We start from the raw sequence: 20,665 nt of genomic DNA, 5'->3' as shown, positions 1-20,665 counted from the left end.
TGTACTTGGCAAACATTGGAAACATTCCTCATCGTACAGTGTTTTTAAGCATTAAAAAGCACATCTCGCGTCAAGCCATACTAGTGTTACAACCAAATAAACAGTCCTGCCTTTAACAGCGTCCATATTAGATTAAAATTTTGAAGCGGAAATTTTTAATGCTTTACTTTAACAAATATAGAAAAAACTATTGTATAATTATTTTAAACGTGTGGCTAGATTTTCTTACTTGTGTTTCGCAAGTAGTGACAAAAATGGGAGGGACATTTGCTTTCTCTACGTTATTTAATATATTAACGTCTTAGCAACTTCGCTTCACTTCGCCTAATGAGTGGCCACACGTTTTTCCAATAAAGGGGCGGCTTCAATCTATATGAAAAAATTACATGAAATAAAAACGCGAAACGAACTTGCAGATATTCTCGAAATACCTATAAAAAAATTAACTTACATATTGTATAAACAAAAAATTGATAACTTATACCACTCCTTTGAGATACCCAAAAAAAACGGAGGAGTAAGAAAAATTAATGCTCCTACAGAAGAACTTAAAGACGTACAACAAAAACTTTCGATAGTTTTACATAAACACCAAGTAGATAAATGGAGAGAGAAGAAAAACAATATTTCTCATGCTTTTGAAAAAAAGAAAAGCATTATAACCAATGCAAGGATTCATCGAAATAAAAGGTTTGTTTTAAACATCGACTTAGAAAGTTTTTTTGAAAGTTTTCATTTCGGACGCGTTCGCGGATTTTTCAATAAGAATAACAACTTACTTTTACCTATTGAAGTTGCTACGATCATCGCTCAACTATCTTGTTATCAAAGGAAACTACCCCAAGGAGCCCCTAGCTCTCCAGTCATTACGAATTTAATTTGTGAAATCCTTGACCTTAGATTATTAAAAATTGCAAGAAAATATCGGTTGAATTATACACGTTACGCTGACGACTTAACCTTTTCAACTAATGATAAAAATTTTTTGAAACACAAGTTAAGATTTCACGAGGAAATATCTAATGAATTAAAAAGTTCAGGATTTGATATTAATAAAAATAAAACAAGATTGCAGTTTAAAGATTCGAGGCAAGTAGTTACTGGCCTAGTTGTTAACCAAAAAGTGAATGTACCTAGAGAATATTATAAAAATACCAGAGCCATGGCGCATAAGCTTTATACTCAAGGACATTTTGAAATTGATGAAGAAGTGGGAACTGTTGACCAATTAGAAGGAAGGTTTTCTTTTATTAATCAACTTGATTGGTACAATAATAAAAGAAAGGGTAGAAACAGTAGAGATTATAAACATCGATTTGATAACTTCAAAGCGAGTGAACGTGAATATCAAAAGTTTTTATTTTATAAGTATTTTTACGCTAACCCAAAACCGCTTATTGTGACCGAAGGTAAAACAGATATTACTTATTTAAAATCAGCTTTAAAAAATTTATACCGCGATTATCCTAACCTAATTACAAAAAAAACAAATCAGACATTCGAATTCCATGTTTCATTTTTAAAAAAATCTAAAAGATTAGACTACTTTTTGAATATTAACAGAGACGGGGCTGAAGCACTTAAAAATATTTATTACTTATTTAGCAATATTAGCAATCAGGGAAGCATTCGTAATAACTATTCAAATTACTTTAAGGATATAAGTGCCTATTCTCCTAGCAACCCTGTAATTTTATTGTTCGACAACGAATTGGTTAAAGGTAAACCTCTTCAACAAATTATGAATGAGGCTAATTTCGATGAAAATAGTGAAGAAATGAAAACCCTAAAAGAGAAATTAGCAGTTAAACTTGTTGATAATTTATATCTTTTCACTGTTCCATTAGTCAAAAAGAAATTAGAATCTGATATTGAAGATTTGTTTGATGAAGTAACATTATTACATAAAATTCACGGTAAAGAATTTAATAGAAAAAACGATTCAGACAATGCAAAGTACTATGGAAAAGAAAGATTTTCCCAACACATATCAAAGAACTATTCTGAAATTAATTTTGATAACTTTAGAAGTATTTTAGATAATATAAGCGAAACTGTGAAAAAATATACAAATGAATGACTTACGTTAATAGTTACCTAAACCTTCTTTGTTGTTTATTCTTTTTTTATCAAAACATAAAGGATGCTAATTATATTGGAATTAAAGCTATCAACTTCCGATAATAATGGTTATGTTAATATACTTCTAACAAGAAAGTTTATTAGTTCTTCGCACTCTGTAATATGTACGGAGTACACGAACAAACTTATGGAATTCTGTTTCTTTTAAGGTATGCCCTGCCTGTTTAAATACTACCGATTGTGCGTTTTTCATTTTTTGTTGGTATTCTCCGGCCTCTTCTTCAGATAAAAGTGATTCTTCTCCCGTACCTCTCAGGATGAGCGTCGGACAGGAAATCTAATGAAGAGAGGAACGAAACGAGAACTCCCGGGCATCTCGTTCGATTCCCCGAACGACCTGCTCGTCCATGAGATCGCTACCTCTTTGGTCTCCATATGAGGTCTGCAAGTAATGATCAGCCCATCCCGGACCCATTTGTTTATCGACTGCGGGGTATTCGGCTAAGATTAATCCCTCCAGCCTGGAGGGTTGTCGTAGCGCATAACCCAAGGCGTAGGAAACGCCACACGAATACCCCATCAGATAAAAGCGGTGAAGGTCAAAGAAATTCGCAACTGCCTCTATATCATTCACATGGTCCTCCAAAGTATATCCTGATGTTGGCGCACTGCTTTTCCCTCTACCCCGATGCGCAAAAACAATACACCGCCGGGGCTCTAACGCCCGGATCGTATCAATATAGTTTTCAGCAGGTTCGGATAATCCCGGACTAATAAATAAAGGAGTTGTCTCCCTAGTATCCGGAGAACTGTCCAGGCAGTGTAAAACCGTATTATTGCCAGAAATCCAGTATTCTCTCATCGATAACCCCCCTTTTTGCTGAAGTTTAGCCGAATCATTATTTTTTGCTCCCGCTCTCCTCCAAACGTTTCACAAAGCTCGAGCCTTCGCGAAGATACCCATGTTTTTGATAAAACTGATGTGCCGCCTTCCGTTCATTTCGATTACCACTCGAAACTACTACACCATCACATCCAAGGTGGTTCGCCCAGACCTCTACGGCTTCGATTAAAATTGTTCCAATGCCTTGGCGCTGTTTATCTGCTCTCACTGCCATAGCTAAAATAGCTCCATATGTGCCCGTTCTTTCAAAATAATGCATATGCCCCAAGCCAACAAACCCGAAAATTTCTTCTTTATCATTTACAGCGACAATTGCTTCGTATTGCGGCAGCTGCATTAAGTGGTCCATGCGATTAACGATATCCTCTGGCGTGCTCGTGTACCCCAATACATCAAAAAGCAACGGTAGAGAAATATAGTCCCGTTTCCTGATCGTTCGGCAATGAATCATCTTAGTAACACCTCCTTGTTTAGTTATAGAAGCTTGAGAAAACTATTACAGACGATAAATGTAATCACTATACCCCGACACTAATACTTGCCGCTGATGGAGAGGCAGCCAAAAGAAAGAAAACGTCTTTCCTTCTTCCTCCCCCGGGCGGTTGATGGCTCCGTTGGTTTAACGGGGTATATTATTAGTTGAATCTCTTCTACATTTCTTCGGGTGCCTGAACACCAAGAATACGCAACCCCTCCTGCAACACAATCGCCATTGCATGTACCAGGGCCAGTCTGGCTGGCAGCTCCTCGTCCTCCCTCCGTATGCGTACCTGATTGTAGTATTTGTTGAAGCTCTGGCTTAAATGAATCAAATACTTGGCAATGACCGAAGGCTCACTCTGATGGTAGCTTCTTTCAATAACCGACGGAAAAGCTGCCAGCGCTTTGATGACATTCCAGCTCGGAGCATCCGTTAATCCCTGCTCCACTGAAGACGGCTGATAACCGGCCTTCTTTAGAATCGAAAAGGCTCTTGCATGCGTGTACTGTACATACGGCCCTGTCGTTCCTTCAAACCGCAGCATATCCTCGAATTGAAATTCGATATTATTTTGCCGTTCGTGCTTTAAGTCATGAAAAATAATCGCTCCAACACCGACTATACGCGCAGTTTCTTCCTTCTGCCCAAGCTCCGGGTTTTTCTTCTCAATATTTCGCTGCGCCAGATCAATGGATTCCTGAATCACTTCTTCCAGTAAAATCACTTTTCCTTTTCTCGTCGACATTTTCTTCCCATTTTGCAGTATAAAGCCGAACGGGATGTGGATCATTCCCTTCGCCCAATCGTATCCCATCTTTTCCAAAACCAAAAACAGCTGTTGAAAATGCAGGCGTTGCTCGTCTCCGACAATGTAGTACGATTGATCGAACCCGTACTTCTGATGCCGATAGATTGCCGCGGCCAGATCCCGTGTGGCGTATAGCGTAGCCCCATCGGATTTTCGAATCAGGCACGGCGGCAGCTGATGGTCGCTCAAATCGACTACTTCTGCTCCTTCGGATCTTACCAGCAGCTCCTTCTCTTGAATCAGTTGCGCCACCCCCTCCATCCGATCGTTATAAAAGGCTTCGCCGTGGTACGTATCAAACTCTATACCCAATAGATTATAAATCTTTGAAAATTCCTGCAGGGATTCGTACCGGAACCAACGCCAGAGAAGGGCTGCTTCTTCGTCCCCCTGTTCGAGCTTTCGGAACCACTGACGTGCCTCTTCTTCCAAATGCGGCTCAGTCTTCGCTTTTTCATGGAACAGTACATACAAATCCAGCAGTTCTTTAATCGTATTCTGCTGTACCTGCTCCTCCGATCCCCAGCGCGTATAAGCCACCATTAATTTTCCGAACTGGGTCCCCCAGTCCCCCACATGGTTAATCTTGACCGGGGTGTATCCACACTTTTGGACAATGTTCGCCATGGCATTACCGATCACCGTCGACCGTAAATGCCCCATCGAAAAGGGCTTCGCAATATTAGGTGACGAAAAATCCAGCGTAATGGTCTTCCCTCTCCCCCATGCATGCGTCCCGTAATTCGTTCCTTCTTGTTGAATGCGCTGAAGAAGTTGCTGACTGACAGCTGCTTTATCTAAAAACCCATTCACATATGGTCCATCTGCCACCACGTTTTCAAATAACGGGCTGTTGATGCTGTCGGCCAACTCGGCAGCGATTTCCTTAGGATTGGTTCGGAAATGCCTGGCCAGCGCAAAGCAAGGGAACGCCAGATCTCCCTGCCCCTCATATTTTGGATATTCAATCAACGCCTGGACCTCCTCGACATTCAACACATGCTGAATGTGCGGGGTAATGGCTTCGGCATAATGCTTTTCGTATTCGATCATCTGCTTTTCCTCCTGTTTATAGCATAAAAAAATCCCGCCTCTGTATAGAGACGAGATCTTACCCGCGGTACCACTCCGATTGTTCCGAAGAACCTCCTTGCCCATTGATAACGAAATGACCCGACGGTTCCTACTTGGTTTCAGACCGTTCCTCCGAAGTGCGCTTCATCATGCACCGTTTCCCAGGCTTCCACCGTCCCTGAGTCGCTGCCAGACCGGCCGCATCATTACTCTCTTCTTCCCCGAATATGATTTATTAATGAAGAAGTGTATATGTAAAAGATAGAAAAATCAACCTTAAAATTACAAAAATGGTTTTCGAGACTGTGCTTTTTCCATAAATTGTGATATTTTAATAACAACCATATTTAAAGCATCCAACAAAACTATTTTCACGAAAGGACGAAAGCTCATGTAGGCAGCTCATCTTCCCCATATAAAAACTAAATACAGTGGGTGATATGATGAGCAGCACACGTTCGTTCTTTTTGTTGTTGAGTAATCAGTCCATCGCCAGTGCCGGCGATATTTTTTATCTTGTAAGTATCATCAGCGTCGTTTACGAACGCACTTCTTCCGTGTTTCTCGTTTCTCTTATTCCTTTTATCAATACGTTTTCCCGGTTTCTTGGCGGCTTGTTCGCTCCTTTGATACTGGAAAAAGGGAACCTGAGATCGATTTTAGCTTCGGCATCTATCGGTAAAGGGCTGCTGTTGATGACCCTGCCCATGCTTCTTTTAACAGCTATCGGGTCTTCATTTTTAATTTGGGCGTTGATCATTGTGGGCCTGATTGCCGTATTGGACAGTTGGATCACGCCTGCCCGGAACGCTTCTCTTCCCAGAATCGTCCCTCGGCGCTTTCTGGTTTGGGCAAACAGCCTGATGTCCGTTTCTGACCAAACGATTCAATTAACCGGGTGGCCTGTTGGCGCTCTGTTCATCGTACTGTTTCCACCAGGTGCAGTGTTTATAGGCACTTCCCTTACTTTTATGATAATTCCTTTACTGCTTCTTGGTGTTCGTATTGAGAGCAGCGACGCTTCTTTGCAAACCTCGTCGGTTTCATCGATGGCAGAAACCATTCAATCGGGATGGAAGTATGTATGGAAGCATCGTCCGCTGCGCACCATGTTTATTGTCGATGGCATCACTTCTTTAACAGCAGCCATCTGGATCGCTGCGTTACTGTATGTGTATGTTGCCGATGTGCTTCAGGAAAATGAGTCGTGGTGGGGTTACATCAATGCTTCGTTTTTCGCCGGCCTGATGATTGGCGGTATGCTCTGCTTCCGGTTTGAAAAAGCTCTTCAGGCTAAAGCCCGGTATTTTTTAATCGGCAGCTCGTTTTGTGTTGCGATATTCACCTTTTGGTTCGCGTTTCCAGCTTCCAACGCTTTCGCCCTGCTCATTTCCCTTTTGATCGGTATTCCGACGCAGGTTCAGGAAGTTACGCAAATTTCTCTGATTCAAGCCCATACGGAAGAAAAGCAGCTGGCAAAGGTATTTTCTTCCAGAGACGTTATTTTGACCAGCTTTTTTGGCCTTTCTTCATTATTGGTTGGAGGACTGGCGGAAACAGCGGGAGTGCGCATCGTTTTCATCATTGCTTCCCTCCTTTTGGCCATCAGCTGTCTGATGTATATACGGCACCGAAGAATATTATCGGTTTCTGCCGAAGAACAAAAGCTTTCTGCGTATAGGACACTGAAACAATAAATCATTATAAATAAACAGCAGCGCTATCTTTCTAGAGGGCGCTGCTGTTTATTTATGCTTTTTATTATCGGCTTCGTTACTTCAGCTGTTTTATAGAATTACGACAAGCCTATTAGAAGGTCATTCCGACTCCGAATCAAGTAAATATGGCAAAGTAGTTTAATAGCGTGCCAAAACATCCATGTTCTTTTTAGAACGTGCTAAAAATAATTCAAGACCTTTTGGTACGCAATAGTGCTTTTTTAGGTCGACATATACAATGACTAAAAAGGTCTACCTTTTGCAACGCTCCATAAATAGAAATTTGATCCAAAGAATAGTTGGCAATAGTTTCCTTGTTATGTACTTGATTTGGATTATATGAAAAAATAAGTAAGGAAAGATAATCTCAATATGAAATAAAAATGATTTTTTGTAATTTACAATCATATAGGTAAAGCACATTTGGAAAAAGGAGTGTCAATAATTGAAAGATAAGACGAAAGAAGTGGGCCATGCGATTGCAAAAGGAAGTTTAAGTGCAGTTCCAGTGGCAGGAGGGCTTTTATCAGAACTTTTTGGCCAAGTGTTTGTAGGTCCTGCTACAAAAAGAAGAGAACAAGTACTCTCAGATATGGACGAGAGGTTGAAAATATTAGAAGAAGAAGGACATGATATTCAGCAATTAGCAGAGAGTGAAGAGTTTTTAACGATTGCTATGCAAGTATATAATGTGGCCTTGAAGACGCATCAGTCAGAAAAAAGAGTGAAATTAATGAATGCCCTTTCTAATACACCTAAGCTTCATATTGGAGAAAATAAAAAGCAAATGTTTCTAACTTATATTGATGAATTTAATGAATGGCATTTGAGGATACTCTATTTTTTGGATAACCCAAATATTCATTTTAAAGAGGGGAGTAAACCGAATATTTCAATGGGGGCAAAATCTTCTATACTGACCATGGCCTTCCCAGAACTAGATTCTGAACGTGGGTTTTACGATCGAATAGTCATTGATTTATACAACAATGGATTGATTTTTCACGAATCGCTTCATACGACTATGTCTGAACAAGGACTATGGCAGTCAGGCACTTCTGAATTCGGCAAAGAATTTTTAGCCTTCATTTCTAATTAAATTTATTATTCATGATTTCTTCCATCAAACGGGTACCTCTGCGAAACAATTGTATATACTCTATCTTTTTGACTCTTAATGTGTACTTTTTGGGAGGCATTCTTGATAATAAAAAAATAATCTCTCCTAATACGTTAGAGAAGATCATTTTTTTATTATGTTTTTATGGAACGACAAAAAAACATATCGTATTGATGAGGAATAATCCGCCTAACACCCATACTACGATCATTTTTGCCGCTCGATGCTTGTGATAGACATGAACAAGAAGAAATAGGAGCGGTGTTACCGTACAGATAAATAGGACCCCTTTGTTCTTGTCTTCTATCGTATAGTGCATCTGATCTAATAAAAGCATCAAATTCCATGAAATAAATAAAACGATGCCATACATATAAAGAACGTATTTTGCACTGGTCATCGAACACCTCCATGAATAGCTGACCATATTTCTTTTTCCATAATAGCAGCCAATTATTTGAAAAGGACTATGATGGATGTTGTTCGATCTATTCCTTGTTATAAAGGTAAACTGCCTAGAGAAATGCCTGTTTTCCTTTAATATTACATGTCCTTCTCATTCATTTCTCATTTTCTTATAAAGAAATGCTCATCTCATGCCTTTATTGTAGAAGAAGAACCACAAATATCGGGGAGAAGTGGCCTTAAAAGAAAAATGTTTGGAGGCACTCTAGGGTGTGCATTTTCATGAGCACTCATTAGACTTAGTAGTTTCGAACGAATAGCAAAAACCATTCAAGGAGGAATCCATCATGAAATGGAAAATAGAAGAAGCGTTTCATCGCCTAAATAAGCACGCGGAAGAAGACGTTTCCACTCTCTTAATAAAGGGCCATCCGGCTTTATTATATTTAAGTGCGAAACAGGAACAACAATTACAGGACGTGTTTTATTTTCTTCGCGAAGAAAACTTGGTGCATATCGAAGCTATCGATGATCACTATCCCCGGGGGCGTCAAGCTCATGTGGTTCTCAAAGCCCTTCCCCTGCCACGGTTGGTGCAAATATGGGAGGAAATCGAATATTCTTAACACATTAAAAGCATGCACTTAAAAATGAAATAAAATTTTGTATAAATTAATTACGGTGCATGAAATTTTTAATATCACTGAAAGAAAGCCAGCTCAATCGGCTGGCTTTCAAGGTGGGTATCACATGTTAAGGGAGATGGCGATTGGGAGATCGCTCCCATCCTCAAGATACCACTTATTTGTCTCGTTGAACACGTCAAAGAAACAATCTTTACAAATATTTAAAACTTCCTTATAGCTAACGAATGATTTTGGCCTAAACCTCTTCCATCGCGTGCCCCGGAGTGTTTTTCCTGTTTTATCGGGAAGGGCTTATTGTTATATTTATGCCGCTATCGGGTATGGCCTATGGAGATAAATCTTCAAATTTCAGAGCCATCTTACATGGTTTACCCAAAAGGAGAGCGAAGACATGAGTCGTTGGTTCAATATTTTTATCGTAACACTTGTCATGCTGGTATCTTCCAGTGCCCTGACCGCCTGTGGGGATGACGAGAAATCGGATGGGATGCCTGAAGAGTTTCCTAATAACGAAGACGAATAATACATGGGGTGTTTTCATCATCTATTTCTAATACCTTCAAAGGAGAGAGCCAATGTTTAAGCTCGTGTTAACCTTAACGAATGGCCACCAGGTTTCGCATAAAGTAGCAGAGGAAGAGGCAGCCATCGATGCGTATTTTGATGTTCAGCGGGCGATGAGCACAGCGGCCAAGGGGACCTCCCAGGAAGTCTTGGCCCTAGGAGACTCGTTGCTCCTTCGCGCAGATGCTATTATATGCTGTGAACTGAAAGGGCCGCGAACTCAATAATCAGCTTCAGGAAAGAAAGATTTTCCCATAGAATCATCAATAATCTTCCATGCAATAACTATTTTCACATGACCACCCAGGAGGCATCCGCTATGAAATGGAAACTCGAAGAGGCGCTGAAGCGCGCGGCGGATGTTATCGTCCTGCAGAAACACTACCATCTCTCGTCACCCCTTCCTCGGAGCGACGTCTTTTCCCCGCGGCCCTGGTATGACTCCCGGCAGTTGAAAAGCACGGGAGCTTTCCTCCTGGCCGGCTTGTTCTATAGCCGCCGTCCCCAGACAGCTTTGCAGCGCCTGTCGCAGCGATCCAAACGTCTGCACCGACGACGGCCATCCAGCATCCGTCACCTCCAGCGCCATATCGGGGCTCATGCCGGTGATCACGGGATCGCCCCCCATCAGCCTCACCCCGTCCAGCACTTCCTGAAAGATGGTGATCACCTGGGATTCCATATGCGCCACACCGGAAAGATCGATCATGACCGTCCGGAGTTTCTGCCTGCCCACCTCGGTGAGAACTTTCTCTTTAATAAACGCCATGCGATGCTCGTTCATGGCCCCCACCAGCGGCAACACCCCAATCGTGGGGTGGATCGGAATGAGCGGGGCCGAAAGATCCTCCACCAGGGCTTCCTGTTCCTCCAGGGCCGCCTGTTTATAGGCGTTATAACTTTGTAAAAAGGTATGTAAAAAGGCGTCGATCTGATTGTTCACGTCCCGCTCCCAGTGAAAAAATTGGGAGGGGTCGACCACCCCGCTCAAGCGTTGATACGCTTCGATGACGATCCACGTCGTCCGTCGCAGGGCGTGGATCCATGTTAATTTAAATGACAGGTCGATCGAGGCGTTGGCCCACATCCGGCCTTCCTGGCGGGCAAAGGCTTGCAGCTCCTCTGCTTGATCATGGATCGCATAGGCCACGATCTGCCGGGCATTCGTCACCAGATCGATGTGACCATACTGCAAAATATCCCGGATATCTTCGCGGATCGCTGCCGCTTCCTCAAGTAAAATTTCTTCAAAATGGTGCGTATTGGCCTCCACAAACGCCTCAAGCGTCATGGATGCCTCGAACGTGTAGCGCATCGCTAAGTCCCTCCATGATTGTTTTTTGGTCCATAAAAATAAACCGAACAAAGCCTCCCAGCTTCATTCGGTTTATTAACAGGCTCTTTGTCCTTTAATTGTCACCAAAAAACATTATTCTTTTCTTTGTTCCCTGCTTCATCTTCCCTCAAACGTCTTTTTCATTTGAAAAAGACAAGATAGGTTTCACCGTTAGTTCTTCCCTGTGCCTAGACAGGGTCGGAGACGAGAAAAATCATGCTTTTGTCGTTTTCGAAGTTCCAGTCCACAAAATGTCACGAATCGGCACCTCTAGAATATCAATGTCGAGAAGACAGTGCTTCTCCCCTTTTTAACTGCCTGAGGCTACCGGAGAACAGGCGGGAACTCGACTACGCGCCATCACTAACCACCACGTTTGATAAAATATGTAACGTATAATACACCAAAGAGGAAAGCTACTTTGGTATTCGATAGCTTCCCTCTCAGCTAACTTAACTCGAGACCTCGAGGCTATTTCTTTTTCTTTCTCACCGCATTAAAAATCATGCTTACAATTAAGACGAGGATAATCGCCCCGATCAAGGCGGGAATAATAGCAAAACCACCGATCGCTGGCCCCCAGCTGCCGAGAAGCGCCGTGCCCAAACTGGCACCGATAAATCCGGCGATAATATTACCAATAATACCAAAAGGGACGCCTCGACCGGTAATAGCCCCTGCAGCCCAACCAATCAATCCACCAATGATTAAACTCCAAATAAACGATAACACACTGTCACCTCCCATCAATGTTAATTTTTATCTATTAACACTCTCTTTTTCCATTTCCTGCTGATGTAAAGATCAAACCTTCTTCCATATTTTTCTGTTAATGTATATTCATTTCTATCAATAATATCTTGTAAATGTTCTCTTTTTCCATTTTTATTTTTATTTGTATTGAATTTCCTCTATGATATTATGCGTACGATATTCTTATTTCAGGGGGCTTTATATTATGAACGAGGAAGAGCGCCAGCATGATATAAGCACCTCCGAAACTTTGGTCATAGTAGCTTCCTTCTGGGCCCCGTGGTGTACGCCGTGCCACCGGTTGCCGTACATTTTAGATAACGTGCAACGAAAAATGGAGGACCAGGTCGCGATTCTCCCGGTAAATATCCAGGACTCCCCTTCTCTTGCTGAGGAATTCGAGGTGACAGTCCTGCCTACCCTGCTGATCTTACGCCAGGGGCATATCCTCGAACGCCTGGAAGGGCTTCATTCTTCGCCGGAAATTATCCATCTCTTAAAACCTCATATGTAATGACAATTGGGATGTATGAAGGAAACCCAAACGTTCGCTTCTTACCCCGTTCCCTCTCTTTGTTCCGTAAATGTGGAGGCTAACATTGGTCTATTGCCTTCGTTCGGCCGACAGGTTTCTACATTATAGGCTTAATTTTCTCCAAGGGATCTCCTCCTACTTTTTTCCTTTTTGGTTTTGCGGATGATGATAAAAACCTTTCAAAATCCTTCAACCACAGGGATTTGGGTAGTTATTTTCCGTTTCGGCAAAGTCCCTTTTTTCTTTATTTTACAAGCAGCGGTTTCCCCCTGGGGACACTTCCGCTTCCCCATTCCCCAGTCCATCCCCGTATAATAAGAAACGAAGGAGGTTCATCGATTTGCAATTATTTTTTATCATCTTTTTTTGCTTATGTTTATTTTTTCCAGTGCTCCACCTGTTCCACTGCCTCCCCTGGTTCCGGGAAACGGACGAACGACAGCCGGTGGTCACCGGCGGCCGGACAGGCATCAGCATTATTATTCCATCCTACAATGAGGCCGGCATTATCCGTACCTCTATGCAGAGCATGAAGGCGTTGGATGCAGAACAAGCCGAAGTTCTCTACATCGATGACGGCTCGCGGGACGATACTTTTATGCTGTTGAACGAGGAGCTGGACCTGCACCTTTGGGAGAAACAAGCCCTTGGCTCTCTCCCCCATCAGCCCGTGGAAGGGGTTTACCGCTCGTCGCTGCATCCGAACATCTACGTCATTCAAAAAAGGAACGGCGGGAAAGCGGACGCCCTGAACGCCGGTATTGAATACGCCGCCGAAGAGGTGGTGGTGACGCTGGATGCTGATACGGTTCTCACCCCGGAGGCACTGCCCGTCATCAACAACAAATTTTCCGATTCGGATGTGGTGGCCGCCGGCGGCATGGTGCATGTCCTGCAGACCAAAACCGCCTCGCCATTGCGGAAGCTCACCCTCGCGGGCACCAGCATGCTGCTCCGTGTCCAAATGCTCGATTTTCTGAAGGCCTTCTACGTCACCAAGCTGTCGCTGGCCCGTTTTCAGGCGCTCGCAATCATTTCAGGCGCTTTTGGTATTTTTCGCAAGGATGCCCTGCTTGATGTTGGCGGGTACCGATCCTCCGTCGGAGAGGATATCGATATTACCCTGAAAATCCACCGCTATATTGGACGGCAGAAAAACAAAAAGGTGTTACTGCTGACCGAAGCGATCAGCTATACCGAGCTCCCCGAAACATGGAAAGACCTGTTTAAACAGCGGATCCGGTGGCAGAAGTCCTACATGGACTGCCTCGTGCACTTTCGTTCGTTTTTTACCCGGACGCTCGTTACAAAGGCGGTTTCCTTTTTCTATATCATCGAATCTCTAATCGTTGGCATTTTGGCTGCTTACGTGACCGCCGGCTTCTTTGTCGCCAACGCCTTCCTGAACATGGCGTTTGTCTTTGTGGGCTTTATCGTCGTCTATATGAGCTACATATTCGTGTTTAATTTCATCTATAATATGCTGGCCCTCCGCCAGGTGAACCACTACGGGTTTACGTTTAGCCAAGGCGACCGCCTCCGTCTGCTTACGACCATTGTCTTTGACGTCTTCGTGCACCGGTTTATTACGATGTACTTTGTCATGTACGGAAGCATTGCTTATTTTTTCAACAAAGACTGGAAAAAAGTCTCCCGCACGGGAAATTACTACGACCTGAAGGCAGCTCCGCCGGAAGCCAAAAAGAAATCTTAAATGCAAGGGGGCAGCCCGAAACATGAAATGGAAAAAAATCGTATTAATCATCGGCACCAGCCTTGGCGTTATGCTGGTTGTCGCCGGCAGCTACGGCTGGAATCTGGTTGCCACCACTTTTACGGCCATCCAGGAAGACGTAGACCGGGCGGAATCCGACAACCGCCTCGACACGATTAATTTGGACGAGGGAGATCCCTTTTCCGTCTTATTGATGGGCGTAGACGAATCCGGGGGCGCGGATGACCCCAACCAGCGCACAGATGCGCTCGTGCTTTTGACGGTCAATCCGGACACGAACTCCACCCAGATGGTAAGCATTCCGCGGGACACCTACACGACCATCGCAGGCGAAGGGGAAAAGGATAAAATCAACCACGCCTATGCATTTGGCGGGAAGGATGAAACAATCCGCACCGTCGAGCAGTTGTTGGACGTGCCTGTCGATTACTTTTTTCAGGCGGACATGACCGGCTTTGAAGACATGGTTAACACCATGGATGGTGTCCGGATCGATAACTCATTCGCCTTCACGTATAAAGGCACCCATTTCGCCGAAGGCTCCCAGGAATTAAACGGCGACGAAGCCCTGAAGTATGCACGCATGCGCAAAGACGACCCCCGCGGAGACCTGGGACGCCAGGAACGGCAGCGCGACCTTCTTCTTGGGATGATGGATAAAGGCACGGACATTTCTTCTGTCCCGAAAATTAAAAGCATTCTTACCGTCGTGGAAGACCACGTGCGCACCAATTTCCAACTAAAAGATGTTTGGACGGTTCAATCGAACTACCAGCCTGCCCTGGACGAGGTGAAGCAGCATGAAATCGAGGGGGAAGACGGCGAAAAGGACGACACGTATTACTACATGCCGGATGCTGAACAGGTGCAGGAGTTGTCCGACCAACTGAACCGGCATCTAGAAATCGAACATTCCGGCGATAGCGCCTAACGTTTTTTCGACCATTTGGACGTGCGTTCTCCAGTCACTTTCCCGTATAACGCCTTTTATTCCCTCCAGATCCCAAGGTCTATTTTCTACGCACAGAGAACTATGTTTATATGGACGTGGTGTGGGGGGGCCTCCTGCTTCCCACCATATCGTCAAAGCCATCCCTCAGCTAAAACTGTGGCAGGCACTTCACGGGATCAAGAGTTTAAATAATTTATTGCCCCCTGGGAACTGATTTGATCTCAGCGGGCAATATTTTCACCTGTAGCCTTACTAATACTTAAAGTATATCGTTATCTTCTAGATTCTTCACGCGTGTGGCAGTACTGCTATATTGTATTTCTTAACGTACAAATTAAAAAACCAACCTTCGTGCGGACAAAAAACTGAATCCGACCATTACGGAACCTAAACACGAAGACACCACAACGAGAAAGACGTTTGCGACGAGTTGGCAAAAGGAAAAGACTTTACATCCCATCTTAAAGGAGGCTTCCAGATGAGCAGCGAAGACCCGAAAAAAGCCGACCAGGAAATTCAGGCGATGGACCAGGAAGACAAGGACGAGATTTTAGAGCATTTCGCTACGTTTAAGGATTATTTAGGGGATCAGGTTCGAAAGGGCGAAAAATTAAATCTTAGCGAAAAAAGCCTCGCCCAGGGCGCAAAGCGCGTCTCGGATTATTTAAATAAACACGAAGAGCCCCGGAATAGGGAAGAAAAAGTATTGCATGAGCTATGGAAGGAAACTGAAAACGACGAGGAAAAAGACACGTTTGCGCGATTACTCGTTCGGCTGGCCCAGCAAACCAACGATGAAAAATAGCATTGGTCCATGAAGCAAGTGCCTGCGGGCATTTGCTTTTTTATGTTTTCGGTTTCGGTTTTATCCTTGGTTACCATATGAATAGCTCTCCCTTTCTTCTGCCGGAATCCGGCAAGAGAAGTAATACATCTTACAGCCGTTCCCTTCTTCCTTTTCTATAATAAAACAGTAGTCATGAACAAGGAAAACGAACAAGATAATGAAGATGAATGATTCCGCTCCGTGTCGTGCCTCCTTTTCAACCTCTAACCATGGGGCTTAACGGAAAGACCAGATCGATTCATGATCCAAGGTAGCAAAACGGCGGAACAGACAAATGATTTCTTCGTCAACTACTTTTATTCCTTCCCGATTGCCGATGTAATCTATCTTACACCCCCCGTTTCAAGACGTTGGGCCAAGGTAATAGCATGAGCAGCATCATCAAGGAACAGAAAATGTACCATACAGGAGGAGTTCTATTATGATCGAACACATTAGCGCCGTATCCAAAGGCATGAATACCGAAAGCACATCTGGAGATCACAAAATTGTGATTGATGAACCCGCGAACATGGGAGGTACCGACGAAGGTGCTAATCCCCTCGGCACATTGCTCGCCTCGTTAGCCGGCTGTGAAAATGCGATTGCCAACTTTGTGGCGAAAGAAATCGACTTTGACCTTCAGGGCATTGAGTTTGAGGTCAAAGGCGAACTCGACCCGAACGGCATGATGGGCAAAGGCGATGCCCGCCCGTACTTCCAGACCATTACGGTAAATGCCAAAGTCCACACCAGCGAATCCGAGGAGCGTGTCCACGAACTTCAACAGACAGTGGATGCCCGTTGCCCGGTCTTCACGACCATGGTCGCTGCCGATGTTGAAATGCAGGCCACCTGGACCAAAGCATAAATCAACCGCATCCAAACCAACGAATAGAAGGAGATGGAGATACCCGTGCCTCGGGCTTCCATGCCTCACTTTTGACAAAGGAGAGATTGATCATGGCTATTGTTCATGTGACTGATGATAACTTTCACCAGGAAACGTCCGAAGGCATCGTATTAACCGATTTTTGGGCTCCCTGGTGTGGCCCCTGCAAAATGATTGCTCCCGTGTTGGAGGAGATCAATGAAGAAATGGGAGATCAAGTAACCATTGCGAAACTCAATGTCGATGAAAATCAGGCGACGGCCGGGAAGTACGGCGTGATGAGTATTCCCACGATGCTCTTGTTTAAAAACGGGGAAGTCGTCGAACAGATTGTCGGCTTTCAACCCAAAGACCAATTAATGAATTACATTCATAAATACACCTAAATGAAAACCTGACCAACGACAGGCCTCCGCTCGTTTCGTCCATCGACAAACGTACGGGGGTGTTTGTTTCCTTCGAGCGTCTCCCAACAGAAGGAAGCTTTCGTTTCATCACCAATTTATAGGAGGTCATATGTTGACACCATCATTATTCACCCAGACATCATTAAAAAATAGAACATTACACAATCGGTTCATGGTCGCCCCGATGACACGCATCAGCGCGCAATCGGATGGCCGGGCGACGGAAACGATGCAGCGCTATTATGAACGCTTTGCTCGCGGAGGGTTCGGCGGCATTATTACCGAAGGGATCTATACGGACGAACATTATAGCCAGGGGTATTACCATCAGCCCGGCCTCGCCAACGATCAGCACGTTCAAGCCTGGAAACCTATCGTTCAGGCGGTACAGACCCATGACGCCGTCTTTATTGCCCAACTGATGCATGCCGGCGGCCAAAGCCAGGGGAATCCGTACACCGATGAGCGTATTTCTCCTTCCGGGATGGCTCCCAAAGGCGAACAGCTGGAGTTTTATGGAGGAAAAGGACCGTTCCCCCCCTCCCGCGCGTTGACGGATAAAGGCATGGACCAGGTGCAGGAGGCCTTTGTGGCCAGTGCCTTACGCGCTAAACAGGCTGGTTTTGACGGCGTCGAGATTCACGGCGCTAATGGCTATTTGCTCGATGAATTTTTAACCGAATACATGAATCATCGCCAGGATGCCTTTGGCGGATCGCTCGAGAACCGTCTGCGTTTTCCTCTCGCTATTATCCAAGCAGTGCGACAAGCCGTCGGAGAGGACTTCATGGTTGGGATCCGTATCTCCCAAATCAAGGTCTCGGATTCGTCTTATCAGTGGTCCGGAGGGGAGAACGATGCGCAGGTCGTTTTCGAACAACTCGGAGCTTCTTCCTTGGATTACATTCATGTCACCGACAGCGATGCCACCCAATCCGCCTTCGGGGAAGGGACCCGGACGCTTGCGCAGGCTGCCAAAACCTTTAGTGCTCTGCCGGTCATTGCGAACGGCGGCCTGGGAGACGTAGACCAAGCCCATACGTTCATTGCTGACGGAGACGCCGACGTTATTGCTTTAGGCACAAGCGCCTTGGCTAACCCCGATCTACCTCACAAAGTAGCCAACGGCGCCCCTTTGGCTTCCTTTGATTTTGCGAACACCCTGCTTCCCCAGGCGGAAATTAAAAATCATGAACTGCAACTGCCCTTGAGCGAAACAGAATAAATTTCTAAAAAAGAGGATGAGGATGGAAGTAAACAGGGTGCCTGCATAAGGTGCCCCTGTTTCACCTGGTTTCTATGTGATTATTTTTTGACGAATAGCCAACGAAAGGATGGATAACATGTCTACAAACTTATTTTCTCTTTCTCAGCAAGTAGCCGTCGTCACCGGCGGTGGCAGCGGTATAGGAAAAACCATGGCCGAAACGCTCGCGGGTGCGGAAGCCCACGTGATTATTCTCGGCCGTACCCAAAGCAAAATTGACGAAGCCGCTGACAACATCAAAAGCGAGACCCACGCAGAAGTGACACCCCTCGTCTGCGACGTCACGGACAAGGAACAAGTTTCGAATACCGTCTTACGCATCATAGAACAATACGGGCGAATCGACGTGTTGGTTAATAATGCCGGCACCGCCGCTTATGGGAAGATCGAAGATATCAGCGAAGAAGACTGGGAGCACGTGTTCCAAACGAACCTGACATCGGCGTTTCTCCTGACGCAGGCCGTTGTCCCTCACATGAAAAAAGCCCATTACGGCCGCATTATAAATACGGCTTCCGTTGCCGGCGGCGTGAGTTTGTTCTTCAGTTCGGTCTATGGACCAAGCAAGGCCGGACTGATTCACTTGACCAAACAATTATCCGGTGAACTTGCCCCGTACGGCATTACGGTGAACGCCATCAGCCCGTGGTTCTTTAAAACGGATTTTAATGCTGAATCTCTGGAAGATGACGATTTCCGCCATTCTGTCGAGCAGCGCACCCCGATCCAACGGACCGGTCGACTTGATGAATTAAAAACGTCCGTATTGTACCTCGCGGCTCCCGGGTCGAGCTATGTGAACGGCCAAAACATCTATATTGATGGTGGCATGACCTCTTTTGGTCTGTAACACGAGGCTTCTTCAGCCATAACCATAGTCGCTTCTCTAACCGATACCACGAAAGGAGCTTTTTAATGGCTGCGAACGCCATTTTTGCCTTTGATGTCTATGGCACCCTGTTTAATGTTCAATCGATCGATGCCACCTGCGAGGAGCATTTCCCCGGACAGGGAGAAAGCATCGGCCAGCTTTGGAGACAAAAACAAATCCAGTACTCCTTCCTGCGTCAGGCGATGGGGAAATACGTCCCTTTTTCCTCTGTCACACGGGACGCCCTGCGCTTCTCATTGGCCGCCCATGACCTTAACTGGTCGGCAGAGATCGAGCAGACCTTCATGAAAGCTTACAGACATCTGTCCCTTTATGAAGAAAGTCTGCACGTGCTGCAAACGTTAAAAGAACAATCAACCACGCTGATCGTCTTCAGCAATGGGTCGAGGGACATGCTGGAGCCTCTGCTGGAACAGGCGGGCTTAAACGACTATCTCGATCACGTCCTCAGTGTGGACGACATTAAGCAATTCAAGCCCTCGCCGGCGGCGTATCAGCTCATATTAGACACCGTGCGCGTTCCCCGGGATCAAGTAACGTTTCTATCCAGCAACGGCTGGGACATCAGTGGTGCCAAAGCGTTCGGCTTCACCACTGCATGGATCAACCGCAGCGGCCAACCGGTTGAAGAACTGCAACTGCCTCCGGATGACCATTACACCACACTCAGGCCATTGATTAGAAGCTGATTTTTCAGGAAAAAACGCCGCTCCTTCTCCGTGAATAGGTGGCGTTATCCTCATGTAAAGCACCTTACGGATATCTGAATTACCGGCCTATATTGTGAGAGGAAAGGAGAAAGTAATGATGACGCTTTATACCATTGACGGCTGCCTGGATTGCCAGCATTGGAGAGAAGAACTGGAAAATCACCGTATTGTTTTCGAGGAAAAAAACCTTTTGACCGACGATCAGGCCGTGGATGAATTACTTGCCTTCATCGGAGAAGTGAAGGTCCCAGTACTTCTCTGCCATCAGAAACAGCTCCACCTTTCCTCTGCGTTGTCTGGTTTCAGCTAAACCTGACCTTTCTATCTCTTTCTTTCCTATTTTCGCTTTTATTGTAAGTGTTTATCTCTACGAGCAGTAACCAAGGGAAGTGTTTCGCATAGGGGCGTCCAGCAGCGCCCATTCGAAACATCATAAATATAAAAAACAGAGAGGGGGATTGAGATATCTCAATCCCCCTCTCAGATTGTTGAGAAACAAAATAAAAGCGTCATGTTTGTTCGTGGATCGTTCGATCCACGTTCTTTTTTGGCTGGTG

General features: G+C 44.9%; 22 protein-coding genes and 1 other annotated feature. Of the genes, 16 read left to right on the top strand and 6 right to left on the bottom strand.

The features are described 5' to 3' along the window. The first annotated feature begins 373 nt into the window (after positions 1-373). Entirely contained in the window at positions 374-2,080 is a 1,707-nt protein-coding gene (locus ACTRXH_RS06830; RefSeq protein WP_474281291.1) for a retron Ec67 family RNA-directed DNA polymerase/endonuclease, read from the top strand. A gap of 339 nt (positions 2,081-2,419) precedes the next feature. On the opposite strand, the gene ACTRXH_RS06825 is transcribed toward ACTRXH_RS06830, so the two are convergent. The 3 genes from ACTRXH_RS06825 to argS form a co-directional block, all read right to left on the bottom strand. Further along, entirely contained in the window at positions 2,420-2,944 is a 525-nt protein-coding gene (locus tag ACTRXH_RS06825; protein ID WP_474279055.1) for an alpha/beta fold hydrolase, read from the bottom strand. Positions 2,945-2,981: 37 nt separating this feature from the next. Continuing rightward, positions 2,982-3,437 (bottom strand): GNAT family N-acetyltransferase, encoded by a 456-nt coding sequence (locus ACTRXH_RS06820; RefSeq protein WP_474279057.1) that lies wholly within the window; start codon positions 3,435-3,437, stop codon positions 2,982-2,984. A gap of 199 nt (positions 3,438-3,636) precedes the next feature. Further along, entirely contained in the window at positions 3,637-5,325 is a 1,689-nt protein-coding gene (gene argS, locus ACTRXH_RS06815) for an arginine--tRNA ligase (protein WP_474279096.1), read from the bottom strand. Between the two features lie 46 nt (positions 5,326-5,371). Next, positions 5,372-5,580 (bottom strand) — a binding site (T-box leader). A gap of 212 nt (positions 5,581-5,792) precedes the next feature. On the opposite strand from argS, the gene ACTRXH_RS06810 reads away from it, so the two are divergent. From ACTRXH_RS06810 to ACTRXH_RS06790, 5 genes are all read left to right on the top strand, one after another. Then, the gene (locus ACTRXH_RS06810; RefSeq protein ID WP_474279059.1) at positions 5,793-7,046 is read left to right on the top strand and encodes an MFS transporter; all 1,254 of its coding nucleotides are present in this window, start codon (positions 5,793-5,795) and stop codon (positions 7,044-7,046) included. A 466-nt stretch (positions 7,047-7,512) separates the two neighbouring features. Next, complete coding sequence (locus ACTRXH_RS06805; protein ID WP_474279061.1) at positions 7,513-8,166, top strand: hypothetical protein; 654 nt, start codon at positions 7,513-7,515, stop codon at positions 8,164-8,166. Positions 8,167-8,939: 773 nt separating this feature from the next. Next, positions 8,940-9,218: a hypothetical protein gene (locus tag ACTRXH_RS06800; protein ID WP_474279065.1), complete on the top strand. Its 279-nt coding sequence runs from the start codon at positions 8,940-8,942 to the stop codon at positions 9,216-9,218. A 412-nt stretch (positions 9,219-9,630) separates the two neighbouring features. Then, on the top strand, positions 9,631-9,762 hold the full coding sequence (locus ACTRXH_RS06795) for an EexN family lipoprotein (protein WP_474279067.1): 132 nt from the start codon (positions 9,631-9,633) through the stop codon (positions 9,760-9,762). A 52-nt stretch (positions 9,763-9,814) separates the two neighbouring features. Then, positions 9,815-10,030, top strand: coding sequence for a hypothetical protein (locus tag ACTRXH_RS06790; RefSeq protein ID WP_474279069.1), 216 nt, complete (start codon positions 9,815-9,817; stop codon positions 10,028-10,030). Here ACTRXH_RS06790 and ACTRXH_RS06785 read toward each other — a convergent pair. From ACTRXH_RS06785 to ACTRXH_RS06775, 3 genes are all read right to left on the bottom strand, one after another. Further along, complete coding sequence (locus tag ACTRXH_RS06785; RefSeq protein WP_474279071.1) at positions 10,024-10,191, bottom strand: hypothetical protein; 168 nt, start codon at positions 10,189-10,191, stop codon at positions 10,024-10,026. The two genes, ACTRXH_RS06790 and ACTRXH_RS06785, sit on opposite strands and share 7 nt — an antisense overlap. A gap of 6 nt (positions 10,192-10,197) precedes the next feature. Continuing rightward, complete coding sequence (locus tag ACTRXH_RS06780) at positions 10,198-11,118, bottom strand: STAS domain-containing protein (RefSeq protein WP_474279072.1); 921 nt, start codon at positions 11,116-11,118, stop codon at positions 10,198-10,200. A 492-nt stretch (positions 11,119-11,610) separates the two neighbouring features. Further along, positions 11,611-11,871: a GlsB/YeaQ/YmgE family stress response membrane protein gene (locus ACTRXH_RS06775; RefSeq protein WP_474279074.1), complete on the bottom strand. Its 261-nt coding sequence runs from the start codon at positions 11,869-11,871 to the stop codon at positions 11,611-11,613. Between the two features lie 226 nt (positions 11,872-12,097). Here ACTRXH_RS06775 and ACTRXH_RS06770 point away from each other — a divergent pair, with 226 nt between their 5' ends. From ACTRXH_RS06770 to ACTRXH_RS06725, 10 genes are all read left to right on the top strand, one after another. Next, positions 12,098-12,406 (top strand): thioredoxin family protein, encoded by a 309-nt coding sequence (locus ACTRXH_RS06770; protein ID WP_474279076.1) that lies wholly within the window; start codon positions 12,098-12,100, stop codon positions 12,404-12,406. 361 nt (positions 12,407-12,767) lie between these two features. Continuing rightward, positions 12,768-14,141 carry a glycosyltransferase family 2 protein gene (locus tag ACTRXH_RS06765; protein WP_474279078.1) on the top strand — a complete coding sequence of 458 codons (1,374 nt, stop codon included), beginning with the start codon at positions 12,768-12,770 and terminating at the stop codon, positions 14,139-14,141. A 22-nt stretch (positions 14,142-14,163) separates the two neighbouring features. Further along, entirely contained in the window at positions 14,164-15,093 is a 930-nt protein-coding gene (locus tag ACTRXH_RS06760; protein WP_474279080.1) for an LCP family glycopolymer transferase, read from the top strand. A 499-nt stretch (positions 15,094-15,592) separates the two neighbouring features. Then, positions 15,593-15,919, top strand: coding sequence for a DUF3243 family protein (locus ACTRXH_RS06755; protein WP_474279082.1), 327 nt, complete (start codon positions 15,593-15,595; stop codon positions 15,917-15,919). 463 nt (positions 15,920-16,382) lie between these two features. Then, a complete protein-coding gene (locus ACTRXH_RS06750) occupies positions 16,383-16,811 on the top strand; it encodes an OsmC family protein (RefSeq protein ID WP_474279084.1) in 429 nt (142 codons plus the stop codon). Positions 16,812-16,903: 92 nt separating this feature from the next. After that, positions 16,904-17,218, top strand: coding sequence for a thioredoxin (gene trxA, locus ACTRXH_RS06745; RefSeq protein WP_474281289.1), 315 nt, complete (start codon positions 16,904-16,906; stop codon positions 17,216-17,218). 133 nt (positions 17,219-17,351) lie between these two features. Next, positions 17,352-18,464 carry an oxidoreductase gene (locus ACTRXH_RS06740; RefSeq protein WP_474279088.1) on the top strand — a complete coding sequence of 371 codons (1,113 nt, stop codon included), beginning with the start codon at positions 17,352-17,354 and terminating at the stop codon, positions 18,462-18,464. Between the two features lie 118 nt (positions 18,465-18,582). Then, positions 18,583-19,356, top strand: a complete 774-nt coding sequence (locus ACTRXH_RS06735; protein WP_474279090.1) for an SDR family NAD(P)-dependent oxidoreductase — start codon at positions 18,583-18,585, stop codon at positions 19,354-19,356. A 65-nt stretch (positions 19,357-19,421) separates the two neighbouring features. After that, positions 19,422-20,087 (top strand): haloacid dehalogenase type II, encoded by a 666-nt coding sequence (locus tag ACTRXH_RS06730; RefSeq protein ID WP_474279092.1) that lies wholly within the window; start codon positions 19,422-19,424, stop codon positions 20,085-20,087. 115 nt (positions 20,088-20,202) lie between these two features. Further along, positions 20,203-20,418 carry a glutaredoxin domain-containing protein gene (locus ACTRXH_RS06725; RefSeq protein ID WP_474279094.1) on the top strand — a complete coding sequence of 72 codons (216 nt, stop codon included), beginning with the start codon at positions 20,203-20,205 and terminating at the stop codon, positions 20,416-20,418. Positions 20,419-20,665 lie beyond the last annotated feature (247 nt).

It is taken from the genome of Marinococcus sp. LNHM5E3-2.1 (genome assembly GCF_056034365.1).
This window is presented reverse-complemented; position numbering and strand designations above follow the sequence as displayed.